This window comes from Porticoccus sp. (assembly GCF_041592135.1).
GTDB lineage: Bacteria > Pseudomonadota > Gammaproteobacteria > Pseudomonadales > Porticoccaceae > Porticoccus.
The window spans coordinates 1-12,794 of sequence record NZ_JBFHQR010000056.1 but is presented as its reverse complement, the minus strand read 5'-3'; the positions used below and the strand labels follow the sequence as shown (position 1 = coordinate 12,794).

The following is a 12,794-nucleotide window of genomic DNA, read 5'->3' as shown; positions in this document are numbered from 1 at the left end:
GCATCGGTATGCTGGTAACCGCCGGTTACGAAGCAATGGTTCCCCTGAGCCGCGGCCGTGGTTACGGTGAAGGTCTGGATGAGCTGGGTAAGCAAAACCTGCCCGACGCACAGCGTCCTGCTCCTCTGGTTCTGCCCCACATGATCGAAGGTGTTCGCGAGCGTCTGGGTTTCCAGGGCGAGCTGGTTATGCCGCTGGACGAGAAAGACGTTCGCAACAAAATCCGCTCCCTGGTGGATAAAGGTGCTCAGGCTATCGTGGTTTGTCTGGTTAACTCCGTGGTTAACCCCGATCACGAGAAGCGCATCGAGCAGATCCTGCTGGATGAATACCCCTCTCACCTGTTGGGTTCTATCCCAACGATTTTGTCTCACCGTGTAGCGGGTCGTAAAGGCGAATACGTTCGTGCAACTTCCGCGATTGTGGACGGTTATCTGCACTCCACCATGTACCACGCTATGAGCCAGTTGGAGCAGAACCTGCGCGCCAACTCTTACTCCAAGCCGATGCTGGTGATCCACAACTCCGGTGGTATGGCTCAGCTGAACTCAACTGATGCCCTGCAAACCATCCACTCTGGTCCGGTTTCCGGTATCAGTGCGGCGGAACACTTGGCGAAAGAAGCTGACCTGGGTAGCGTTGTTGCTACCGATATGGGCGGTACCTCTTACGACATCGGTATCGTGGTAGAAGGTGGCATCAAGCACTATGACTTCAACCCGGTGATCGACCGTTGGTTGGTTTCTGTGCCCATGGTTCACTTGGTAACCCTGGGTGCTGGTGGTGGTTCGATCGCTTCTTTTGATCGTATGTACAACGCTGTTGCTGTTGGTCCGAAGAGTGCCGGTTCTGATCCAGGCCCAGCCTGTTATGACCGTGGTGGTATGAATCCGACCGTGACCGATGCCGACTTGGTGTTAGGTTATCTGGATCCGAAAAACTACGCCGGTGGCCACATTCCTTTGAACCCCAAGCGTTCTGTGTTCGCTATCGAAGAAACCCTTTGCGATGACCTGGATTGTGAGCCGGTTGAAGCTGCTCTGCTGATCAAAGAGAAAGTGGACAGCAACATGGCGAATGGCCTGCACACCGAGTTGCGTGTACGTGGTTATGACCCTGAAGACTTCACCATGTTGGCTTACGGTGGTAACGGTCCGCTGCACTGCTGTGGTATCGCCAGCAACCTGAACATCGACAAGATTCTGGCTCCGCCGATGAGTTCCGTGTTCTCTGCGCTGGGTGCTGGCAACATGCACCAGATGCACATTCACGAAATGTCCCTGTTCCTGGTGCTGTACGATTCAAACTCCCGTAAAGTTTTCGATGATTACAAGCGCTTCAACGATATCGTTGCTGAACTGAGTGAGCGCGGAAAAAATGACCTGCTGCGGCAGGGTGCTGATGCCTCTTCCATTAAGCACTCGCTGGAACTGGATATGCGCTACGGTAACCAGCTGGTACAAACCACAGTGGTAATTTCCAAGCACACTCTGAACACAGCCATTGATGTAATGAATATCCTGCAGCAATTCTCTGCTGACTATGGTCACCGCTTTGGTGAAGGTAGCCAGGCGCCGGAAGCCGGTATTCGTATCAATACCATCCGCGTTGCATCCTTTGTTGAGCATGACACCGTGCACTTCAAACATATCAAACCTGTTTCTGAGGGCGAGCGTATTGCTCCGCCGGCTCCGAATACCACTCGTACCTGTTACTTTGTTAGCACTGGTTCAAAAGGTATCGAAACTCCGGTATGGCGCAAAAGCGACATTCCTCCAGGAACTGAGATTGTGGGGCCAGGTCTCGTGGCTTCCGACGTAACAACCTACTTGATCGAGCCGGGCTGGAAGTATGTTTCTGCTGAGCAGGGCGCTGTTTGGTTCTTCCGCGTCGATTCAAAGAATTAAGTAGATATAGGGGTATTTGATTATGAATAACGAAACAACCAACCAGGCTCTGGAAGATCAGGAGCTGATTGCAAAATTCCTCAAGGAAACCACCCTGTTTCTGGGTCCCGATCCGGATATCATGCGTGACCACAGCATCATGCCACGCACGGCGGATGAAGATCGCTGCATGGAAAAATTCACTGATCTTAACCAGATCGCTTCCATTCGTGAACGCTTGCAGTCCGCCTGTGAAGAAGGTTTTGAAATGGTTGAGCAGATGGGTGCAGCACCCGGTGCGAAGTGGGGCGACATCATCACCGGCATCTACTCTGCGTCAGGTGACCTGACCATTGGTAGTGCTGGCGGTGTACTGATCTTCTCTGCATTGGTTCACCACCCCATCAAGTTCATCATCAAGAACTGGGTCGAAGAAAAAACGGTAGGTGTTAGCGAAGGTGACGGCTTCATCCACAACGACTCACGCTACGGTAACGTGCACAACACTGACCAGAGCATGATCGTGCCGGTATTCCACGAAGGCCAGCTGGTTTGCTGGGTGGCATCTACCGTACACGAAGGTGAAAACGGTGCAATTGAGCCGGGTGGCATGCCCTCCATGGCGGAAACCTCTTTTGACGAAGGCCTGAAAATGTCTCCGTTCAAAGTAGTGGAAAACTATGAGATCAAGAAAGACCTGCTGACCTTCCTGCAAAACTCCGTACGTGAGCCGAAGCTGCAGTACGAGGACATGAAGGTAAAACTGTTTGCCTGTATGCGTCTCGAAAAGCGTATCAAGGAAGTGCTGGCTGCTGATGGCCCTGACGCCCTGACTGCCTGTCTGCGCTACACCAACGAGAGCGTGGTGACTGAAGTTCGTCGTCGTATCTCCGAGTGGCCTGACATGACTGTGCGCACTCAAACCATTATGGACAGCACCCTGCGTGAAAATGCCTTGCTGAAAATCAACCTGGCTGTGACCAAGAAAGGCAATCGCCTGATCTTTGACTTCACCGGCACCAGTCCGGAGTTGACCAACCGAGCCATCAATACCCAGTTGCCGGGTATGAAAGGTATGGTGGGCCAGGCGTTTATGAACCACATTTGGCCCGATCTGCCCCGTGGTCAAGCCGGTCTGTCTCCGGTTGAATTTGTGACCCAACAAGGCACATTGGTTGACTGTTCTTACGCAGCGCCAAACTCCCAGAGCTTGATGTCCATTTTCCACAGCTTCACCGTGGCTCAGCATGCGACGGCCAAGTTCCTGTACAGCTGTCCGGACAAGTACACCCGTGTTCTGGCACCCTGGCACAACATGATCAACACCTTTATTTGGGGTGGTGTTAACCAGCATGGTGAAACCCTGGGTAACCTCTGTGCCGACTTGAATGGTATGGGTGGTGGTGCTCGTATGGACCGTGATGGTGAGCACGCGCTGTCTCCGATCTTCGCCACCATGGCGGATATCGGTGAGCAGGAAATGAACGAGGAAGAAGTACCATTCCTGCAGTTGGTTTCCAAGAAAATGACCACTAACACCCAAGCACCTGGAAAATACCGCGGTGGTATGGGTTACACCATGATCGCAGCGACTAAAGACAGTGATCAGTGGGGCTTTATGACCACCACACAGGGGTCAAAAGTGCCGACTATTCAGGGTCTTTTCGGTGGTTATGCTGGTGGTTCCTATCCGCTGTGTAAGGTTCAGGGAATGGATGTTTATGACATCTTGCTGAAAACGCCTGAAATGTTTAAGCACAGCATCCACGAAATCATGAATGAGCAACCGTTCCCGGGTGCCAAGTACTCTACTCACCACATGGGTATGGGCTTCGACATCTCCAAGCGCGGTGAGCTGTACATGATTTCCCAGGGTTCTGGCGGTGGTTATGGTGATCCCCTCGAGCGCGATCCCACTTACGTGATCATGGATATTGAGGAAGGCCTGATCACGGCTGACTGGGCGAAGAAGCTGTACAAAGTGGAATTCAATGAACAAACCCTCGTGGTTGACGTTGAAGCCACTGAAAAGCTTCGCGCTGAATACCGTGCACTGCGCAAGAAGCAGGGCGTTCCTTATGCGGAATTCGTCAAGACTCACGTCAAGGATCACCCGCCGGAAAACATCCCCTTCTATGGTTCCTGGAACGATGATCTGGATAGCGTTTATGCGGGCAGTATCCACGACAAGCGCGATGCCAAAAATCCGGGTCCCATTTATGTGACTCATCCTAAAGATGTTAGAATCTCCGAGCTTGAAGCCGAGCTTGTTGAAGTGAGAAAACAAGCCGGCCTGCCTCCTGCAAACGAAAGGAAATAGTATGGCTGTTGATTTGACGTCCTATCTGGCAGCCGGGGGGGAAACCCCCCGGCTTTGGATTAATTTTACCGCTTACACCAAGAAGCTGTTGTTGGCCGCGAATGAGAATCCGTGGACCAATCCGGCGGCCTACATGTCCTTTTACGGACAGGCCCATGGCCTGGTGAAAGCCGAGGTCGTGGTTCTGGATGTATGGGACCTGTTCCAGCACTGGATGAAGGAAGACCCGGAAGCGATTCCGGCCATGGCCGGCAAGCGCCGGGTGACCGTCGCCCTGAAAGCCATGCTGGAGGCATTTGCACCGCGGGAATTGTTGGCCGAGGTGATCACCGCCCTGGGTAGCAATTATGGCGCCGCCACCCCGATGGTGTTGGTGATTCCCTCTCCACGCTCGCTGCTGGTGAAGGCGCATCAGGCCGCCAATGGCGAAGTGGCGGAACCCGATGAGATGAACGTCGACACCGCTGCCATGTACATGGCGGACTTCCTGCGTTACTTCAGTGAAACGGATTTGTCCGGTGTGCTGCTGGTGGAAGACCCCGAGTTGTTGCCTGCCAGCGGTGAAGAGCTGAGCTGGTATCAGCCCATTTACAATGTGGCCAAGCATTACCGCTGGTCCGTTGGGCTGTACTTGCCTTCAGCTGACAAGGATTACGATGTCCCTGGCGACGTGGCTTTCGCCATTGCACCGGCGGGTTCCCCGACGGCGGCCAAAGTCAAAGGTGTTGAAATCACTGACATCCTCTGGGGTGCCAAGGCTGGCGAAACGCTGCCGGCAACAAATGGTTTCTACTATTTGACCATTCCCGCGGATGCCAAGCCGGAAGCGGTGCTGGATACCCTGGCGACCATCAAGGGTTGACCGTCAACGCCTTCAGTAGCAGGTGGATGAACATGCGTCTTGTCGACTTTCTCGATAAGAGTCCGGCCCTGGTGTCGGGCGATGCGAAGTTTGTTGATCTGGACAACGGATTGTCCCTCAGTTACCGGCAAATGGTGAATGCCTCTGTTGAAATTGCAGAGGCATTGCGGCAGGCGGGGGTTAAGGCGCAGGATGTGATTGCGACTTATGCCCCCAACTCCGTCGCCGCCTACTGCTGTATTTTTGCCATTTCCCGCCTGGGCGCAGTGTGGCTGCCGCTCAATGTCCGCAACACGTTCGAGGCGAACCAGAAGCAGATTGATAAGTCCGGTGCCGTCAAATTCTTTGTGGATGACCGCATCGTTGCTGCCATGCCCCAGATTGCCGAGGTCTTCCCGGAAGAACAGTTGCTGCGATTCGATGGCCGCCAGGTGTTGGCGGTCGAGCTCGGCGCGCTGGCCGATGAGCTGCCAGCTGAACTCGCCATTGATGTTGTGCCAGCGGGGCCTGATCCCCTGGTCAACCTGTTTGCCACGGGGGGCACCACCGGTGACTCCAAACTGGCTGAGTGGAGTAGCCGCAGTTGGGAAACACTGGCAGCCATCCAGGATGAATTGATGCCGGCGCCGGATATTCCGGGCAGTTACCTTGTTTCCGCACCCATGACCCATGCGGCGGGGGTGGCATCCTTCGCCACCATCCGGCAGGGTGCCTCGGTGGTGGTGATGGACGGCATGGTGCCGGAGAGACTGCTCGAAACCATTGAGCGCTATCGGGTTACGCATCTGTTCCTGCCGCCGACGGCGATCTATATGTTGCTGGCCCACGAGTCGATCAAATCTTACGATTACTCCAGCCTGCGCTATTTCTGGTATGCCGCGGCGCCGATGTCGGTGGAAAAACTCAAGGAGGCGATTGATGCCTTCGGGCCGGTGATGGTGCAGAGCTACGGTCAGGCCGAAGCGCCAATGATCTGCACGTTTTTATCTGCCGCCGACCATGTCTATGCGCTCGAGCACAATTGTCCGGAAATCCTGCGCTCCTGTGGCAAGGTCTCGCCCCATGTCGGGTTGGCCGTCATGGATGATGACTGGCGGGCACTGCCAGCCGGTGCAGAGGGGGAGATAGCCGTTCGCGGCAAGCTGCTGATGCGCAGTTACTATCGAAACCCTGAAGCCACTGCCGAGATTCGCAGGGATGGCTGGCAGCGCACCGGGGATATCGGGGTGCTGGATGCAAACGGCTATCTGTCGATTGTCGATCGCAAGCGGGACATGATCATTTCCGGTGGTTTCAATGTCTATCCCAGTGAAATAGAGCAACTGATCTGGGCGCATCCCGCCGTGAAGGACTGCGCGGTGATCGGCATCCCCGATGAAAAATGGGGTGAGCAGGTCACGGCGGTTGTTGAACTTAAGGCTAATGTCAAGCAGCCGGATGCGCAGGAGATAATCCAGTACTGCAAAAGCAGGCTTGGCAGTGTCAAAGCTCCCAAGCAGGTTCTTTTCTGGGACGAATTGCCGCGCAGCCCTGTGGGCAAGGTATTGAAAAAGGAGATCCGCAAGGTCTTCTGGCAGGACGCCGGTCGTAACATCTGATGAAAGTGGACGCCACTTTTATCGTTTTCTTTCAACATGAACCACCGAAGCGAGGGTTATGCCGTGAAGGTTAGTATTGTGGGTGCTTATAACACTCAGTTCGGCGCTTTTGTGAAGCGCGACCGGGAAACCGGAGTCATCGAAGATCTCAAATCATTTTATGAGTTGCTGGAAGAAGCGGGTGCCGGCGCCATCGCCGATGCCGGTCTCGAAGCCAAGGATATCGATGCCATCTGGGTGGGCTCCTGCTCGCCCTCCATGTTTGTCAACCAGGAACATGTGGGTCCGTTGGCACTTGAAATCGATCCGGTCGGGTTGCTGCTCAAGCCGACCACCCGCACCGAAGGCGCCTGTGCCACCTCATCGCTGGCGATCTACAACGCCGCCTACGCCGTGGCTGCCGGTCGTTTCAAAAACGTGCTGGCCATCGGTGTTGAGAAGATGAACACCCTGGATACCGCCGGGGTAACCCACGCGTTGGCCTGCTGCTCCTACTGGCCGGATGAGGGTGCCTTGGGCATGACTTTCCCGGGTCTCTTTGCCGAACTGGGTAAATCCTATCAGGCAAAACACGGCCTCACGGATGAGCAGTTGCGGATTATGCTGGCGCATATTTCGGCACTGAACTACCGCAACGGTATTCAGAATCCGCTGGCACATTTCGGTCCCGGCAGTATCCCGGACAAGAATCAGCTGATCACCGCAGAGGCGATTCTCAATCTGCCGGAGTCCGGCAAGGGTAGCAACCCGATCATCGCTGCGCCGCTGCGCCTGCACGACTGTTCGCTGATCACCGACGGTGCCGCCGCGGTGGTGCTGACCTCTACAGACAATGCCAGGGCCAACTTCAAGCACGCGGTCGAGTTGTCCGGTATTGGCCATGTCACCGATCGCATGACACTCAGGGCGCGCGAAGGGCGCCTGGATGATCTGCTGGCAACGCGCCATGCCGTCAAGCTGGCGCTGGATGAGGCGGGTGCAACGGTGGCGGATCTGGATCTCGCCGAAGTGCATGACTGCTTTACCGTCAACCAGATCCTCTGTACCGAGGCGATTGGTTTGTCTGATACCGGTCGTGCTGGCTATGACTTCATGGCGGGCAAATACGATGTGGATGGCGACTGCCCGATCAACCTGTCCGGTGGCCTGAAGTCCAAGGGGCACCCGGTCGGTGCCACCGGCGCGTCCATGCATGCCCTGGCCTACAAACAGCTGATTGGACAGCCAATTGGTGTCGCGGCCAAAGGCAACCCGGAAGTGGCGATGACCGTCAACATTGGCGGTTCCGGTGTCACCAACTGTGTGACTGTCATGCGCCGCATCCAGTAAGTCTTTACCTCCCTGGCAGGGTGTTGATAGAAACTGCTATCACGCCCTGTCAGCTTTTTGCTTCTCGCCCCTCCTGCCTTTTTTCCTTTATCCAAGCCTTTTTCATGCAGATGCGTTGATTGTGGCGAATAGGGTTTGTGTTTTCTCCGGTGCTGGTTTATTTATTACCTTATAAGAAATAGATTTGTAGCTGGGGTTGGTAATACTTCGCTAAAAGTCGCATTCACTGCCGCGTCTTAAACATCTATTCTGACCGAACTGAATTGTAGACATGTTCATTGTGGGTCTGGTTGTTGGGTTGACCGACGTCAGCCGGCACAGTGAGACGAAGTGGTAATTTGGCAGGTACTTAAAGCAGGAGATGTAATATGTCTAAGGTGGCATTAGTAACCGGGGGAACAAGGGGTATTGGTGAGGCAATTGCTATCGAGCTGAAGGAGGCCGGATACGATACAGTTGCCAACTACGGCGGCAATGACGAGCGCGCCAGAGCGTTTCATGAACGCACGGGCATTCCCGTCTATAAGTTCGATGTCTCGGATTTCGGGGCCTGTCAGGAAGGTATTGAGCGCATTGAGCGCGAAGTGGGGCCCATTTCAGTATTGATCAATAATGCGGGCATCACCCGTGACCGCACCATGCACAAGATGACCCACGAGATGTGGCAGGAGGTGCTCGATACCAATCTCGGATCCTGTTTCAACATGTGTCGTTTGGTCATTGAGGGTATGCGGGAGCGCAAGTTCGGCCGCATTGTGAATGTGGGGTCGGTGAACGGCCAGGTGGGCCAGTACGGCCAGGTGAACTACGCGGCGGCCAAATCGGGCATTCACGGCTTCACTAAGGCGCTGGCGCTGGAAAGTTCATCCTTCGGCATCACCGTCAACGCGGTGGCACCGGGGTATGTGGATACGGATATGGTGCGCAATGTGCCGGCAGATGTGCTGCAAAAGATTGTTGCCAAAATTCCGGTGGGCCGCCTCGGCACCGCCCATGATATTGCCCGCGGTATTCTGTTCCTGGTTTCAGATGAAAGCGGATTTATTACAGGCTCGACACTGTCCATCAACGGTGGACAGCATATGTATTAAAACCGATGAGTGGTTGCACTTGCTTAAGTTGGCTCGGTGAGCGTTGTTCACCCATAAAAGAAGCCCCCGAAATGTCGGGGGCTTTTTATTCAGGATTACTGGGGCTTCTTTAATCCATATTTTTTCATTTTCTGGTAAAGCGTGCTCTTGGCGATGCCCAATTGTTTGGCGGCCTGGGTCATATTGCCTTCAGACTGTTTGATCGCCGCTTCGATGGTGGCTTTTTCCGCCACATCCAGATTGCCATGGGGTTGGGTCAGGAAGCGGTTGTAGAGTTCCGGTTGCAGGCTGCTTTCCCCCGGTCGATAGCCATCGGGCAGGTCGTCGATGGTGAGGGTCTCATTTGAGGACATAAAGCACATGCATTCCACGACATTCACCAGCTCGCGGATATTCCCCGGCCATTCGCGGGTCTTCAGGGAAGTTAGCAGCGCGGGCGAAAAGCGCCGGGGGGCTATCTGGTCATTGTTGTCCTGTCTGATGCGCTCGAGTACGAGTTTGGCAATCCCTTCGATGTCCTCTTTTCTGCCTGACAAGGGGTCGAGACTGATGGTGACCGTAGACAAGCGAAAATAGAGATCCTTGCGGAAAAGGCCCTCGTTGACGGCACTTTTCAGGTCGCGGTTGGTGGCGGCTATCAGCCGGAAATCAACCGGAATGGGTTTGATGTCGCCCACCCGATAGATTTTCTTCTCCTGCAGCACGCGCAGGAAGACCGGTTGTATTTCAAGGGGCATTTCGCCAATTTCGTCAAGAAACAGGGTGCCGCCGTTGGCCGCCTCAATCTTGCCGATCAGGCCGCCTTTCTTGGAGCCGGTGAAGGCGCCCTCCACGTGACCAAACAGCTCGCTGCTGAGGATATCCTTGGTAAAGGCACCGCAGTTGAGGTCGATGAAAGGGCCATCTGCATAGTTGCTGCTGTCGTGAATCGCCTTGGCAAAGACTTCCTTGCCGACTCCGGTATCACCGAGGATGAGGACGGGCAAGGGGGTGCTTGCAGCCCGGCGAGCTTTGCTGGCGCTGGATTTGAATGAGGCACTTTCGCCATAGATTTCCTCGAAGGGGTCAAACCCGGGTTTGAGGGGGGTGGGCGATTCCTGGGCGCGTGTTACCTTCTGGGCACCGACGCGACCGGCGGGCACCAGAACCTGGAATCCCAACAGTTCGTCTTTGTGGCGAATGGGCTCTACCCAGTCTTCCGATATCCAGCAGCCCTCGTCGTGGGGGTAGAGAATTGTTTCGCCCCCAAAACGCTCCATTGAGAGACGGCGTTTGGAATGGGGGTCGTAATCAATGCCCAGAGCATCCAGGGCGGCGCTGGTGTTGGAGGAAAAGTTAATCAGGCGCCCCTGTTTATCGAGCAGCAATTTGCCGGAGTTTCTGAAGCGACCGAAACTGCTGTTGCTGTGTTCGAGTATGGTGCTCCACTGCTCGGAAGTTTTGCGGGCGAGGCCGGCCTGGATCTGGCTGGCCCAGGCGACCACCAGGGGGATGTGGAATTTATCGTACATGCTGCACAGGCCGGAGAGGTCGATAACCCCCATCATCTGATTGTCATAGGGGTCGGCTATGATCGCTGCAGTGCAGGTCCAGGGCTTGAAGCCCTGGCAGTAATGTTCTTCGCCGTGAACCTGGGTTGGGCGGCGGGTTGCCATGGCGGTGCCCACGGCGTTGGAGCCGGAAACCACTTCATTCCAGCCGCTGCCTTCCACAAGGCCGATGATGCTGGCGTCCTCCAGGGTGCGCTGGTCGCCGACAATTTGCAGGTTGAGTCCCTGGTAGTCGGTGAGGAACAGGATGGTTTCCAGGTCCTGCAGGAATAAGCTGGCCTGCTCGATCACCGGCCGGGCGCAGTCGAGAAGATCCGAGTTCTTTAAACGGTAGTTATAGAGGCGTCCTTCGGAGGCGAGCAGCGGAGCGGCCTTCTGTTCGGGGTTAACCCCTTGGGACAGGCAGCGCTCCCAGGAACTGGCAATCACGTCGCGAATCGGCAATCCCTCGGCATGACCGCCCGTGCAGAGGAACTTTTCCCACGCGTGGTCTATCCCCTTCTGGGAAGTGAGGTCTGCATTTGAACGCCAGTTCAGCTTTTTAGGATCAGAGCCCCTCAAAGTCCTATACCCCCTAATAATATGTCTCTCGCGATGGGTGTCCCGGTGGGTGAAACCTGTCTTTTATTCGAAACCTGCCTTTTATTATAGTTGTTATCGGCTCACCAAAATGCCGGCAAAGCATCCAGGGCGAATCCTGGCCGATCATACCACGCCCGCTATCGGGCTCACAATCGGCGCAACTTTGCCGATGACGGGTGAGCTGTTCCGGTATTTTTGGGTTGTGCTGATATCCCGATGTCACGCCAAAATGGCTATAGAGCCGCGGGTGCGCGAGGGGAATTAAGGGCCCTGTTTGGTAGGAGAAAAGTAGGAGGATAGTAGGAAGATAGGGGTTGCTAAGTTTTTTCTTTAATCATACGATTTGCATCCGAAGCCGTACGATAATAAAACGGTTTTCAAGGAATTCCCCCGTGGCTTGAGGTGTTCAACAAGTTCTGATGCAGCAAAAAACCGGTAAAAACGGCCGTTTTTTGGTCGCTGGCATGGTGCTTGCGTAGCAAATCTGTTGTTGCTGTAGGGGGAGAAGCTGTTTATATTGCGCATTGCTGTGCGGAATGTACGGCGGCAACAAAAAATATCCAACTATAAGTGGGAGAAGAAAATGGTGAGAAAAAACAACACCAGCATTAAGAGAGTTGGTGGCTTCCTGTTGGGGTTCGGGGGGCTTTTGGCCGCCAGCAGCCCGGCGTTAGCTGTGGACCTTAACTATGGCGACGGCCCGGAATTCGAGATCCGCTACAGTGGTTACGCTCGCGCAACCCTGGCTATGGGTCTGCAGGATCACGATGAAACCAGCGCCGATGACAAATACCGCCTGACGCAGGCCAAGGCAACCGTGAACGTGGACTGGGATATCAAAACCGGTCCGCTGAACTGGAAGGTGGTCACCCGTTTTGAAGAGGAAGCGCAAACCGATTACCTGGATGATCTGGAAGATCGGATGAACTCTGTTGGTCTGCCGGGTAACTACAGTGGTCCAGATAGTACCCGTAGATTGGGTGACTTTATGGATCAGTACAACACCCTCGACGAGCCCATGGATATGCTCCGGGAAATCTATTTCGACTACAACGTCACCGACCGGCTGTTTGTGCGCATCGGTCGTCAGCAGTTGGTATGGGGTGAGTCTGACTTCTTCCAGGCCATGGACGTGGTGCACGGTTACGACTACCGCGGCCGCCTGTTCTACGAGAACAACGAAGAATGGCGCAAGCCGCTGATGCTGTTCAACTTCAACCTGGACCTGGCTGAGTACGGCGGTTCATTGAACTGGTTTATCCGTCCCGGCTGGGACCGCGATGAAGACATGGGCAGCAACTACAACATCGAAGGTGGTCGCTGGATTCCACACCCCTATCGCGGTGTGGACTTTACCCAGTTCACCAATGCCTATAACACCGGTCACAAGAGTGCCGACTGGGATGATATGACCTATGGTATTCGCTGGAACGGCACCTGGGGTTCGGTGGGCTACTCTTTGGCCTACTTGAAAACCTTTAATGCCGCACCGGTAATCAACCCAAATGAGTTGAGAGGTGCAGGGTTTGGTATTAATCCGGGCGACCCGGCTCCGGATCTTGTTTACGGTGGTGAG

General features: G+C 54.8%; 8 protein-coding genes. 7 read left to right on the top strand and 1 reads right to left on the bottom strand.

From position 1 onward, the window contains the following. The 6 genes from ABY948_RS06820 to phbB form a co-directional block, all read left to right on the top strand. The coding region (locus ABY948_RS06820) for a hydantoinase/oxoprolinase family protein (RefSeq protein ID WP_461481771.1) at positions 1-1,907 on the top strand (1,907 nt) is incomplete at its 5' end. A gap of 22 nt (positions 1,908-1,929) precedes the next feature. Then, positions 1,930-4,206 carry a hydantoinase B/oxoprolinase family protein gene (locus ABY948_RS06815; RefSeq protein ID WP_461481770.1) on the top strand — a complete coding sequence of 759 codons (2,277 nt, stop codon included), beginning with the start codon at positions 1,930-1,932 and terminating at the stop codon, positions 4,204-4,206. 1 nt (position 4,207) lies between these two features. After that, the gene (locus tag ABY948_RS06810) at positions 4,208-5,068 is read left to right on the top strand and encodes a hypothetical protein (RefSeq protein ID WP_461481769.1); all 861 of its coding nucleotides are present in this window, start codon (positions 4,208-4,210) and stop codon (positions 5,066-5,068) included. A 32-nt stretch (positions 5,069-5,100) separates the two neighbouring features. Further along, a complete protein-coding gene (locus ABY948_RS06805; RefSeq protein ID WP_461481768.1) occupies positions 5,101-6,666 on the top strand; it encodes an AMP-binding protein in 1,566 nt (521 codons plus the stop codon). A 63-nt stretch (positions 6,667-6,729) separates the two neighbouring features. After that, on the top strand, positions 6,730-7,995 hold the full coding sequence (locus tag ABY948_RS06800; RefSeq protein ID WP_461481767.1) for a thiolase C-terminal domain-containing protein: 1,266 nt from the start codon (positions 6,730-6,732) through the stop codon (positions 7,993-7,995). Between the two features lie 368 nt (positions 7,996-8,363). Next, positions 8,364-9,086, top strand: a complete 723-nt coding sequence (gene phbB, locus ABY948_RS06795) for an acetoacetyl-CoA reductase (protein ID WP_461481766.1) — start codon at positions 8,364-8,366, stop codon at positions 9,084-9,086. A 95-nt stretch (positions 9,087-9,181) separates the two neighbouring features. Here the strand turns inward: phbB and ABY948_RS06790 are convergent, their stop codons facing one another. Beyond that, complete coding sequence (locus tag ABY948_RS06790) at positions 9,182-11,080, bottom strand: sigma-54-dependent Fis family transcriptional regulator (protein ID WP_461481765.1); 1,899 nt, start codon at positions 11,078-11,080, stop codon at positions 9,182-9,184. 721 nt (positions 11,081-11,801) lie between these two features. On the opposite strand from ABY948_RS06790, the gene ABY948_RS06785 reads away from it, so the two are divergent. Continuing rightward, positions 11,802-12,794 (top strand): DUF1302 family protein (locus ABY948_RS06785; protein ID WP_461481764.1); only part of this gene is annotated, 993 nt, incomplete at its 3' end.

Bases quoted from the DNA above. Each gene is read 5' to 3' on its own strand.
- ABY948_RS06815 (WP_461481770.1), top strand. From the start codon at position 1,930: ATGAATAACGAAACAACCAACCAGGCTCTGGAAGATCAGGAGCTGATT.
- phbB (WP_461481766.1), top strand. From the start codon at position 8,364: ATGTCTAAGGTGGCATTAGTAACCGGGGGAACAAGGGGTATTGGTGAG.
- ABY948_RS06810 (WP_461481769.1), top strand. From the start codon at position 4,208: ATGGCTGTTGATTTGACGTCCTATCTGGCAGCCGGGGGGGAAACCCCC.
- ABY948_RS06805 (WP_461481768.1), top strand. From the start codon at position 5,101: ATGCGTCTTGTCGACTTTCTCGATAAGAGTCCGGCCCTGGTGTCGGGC.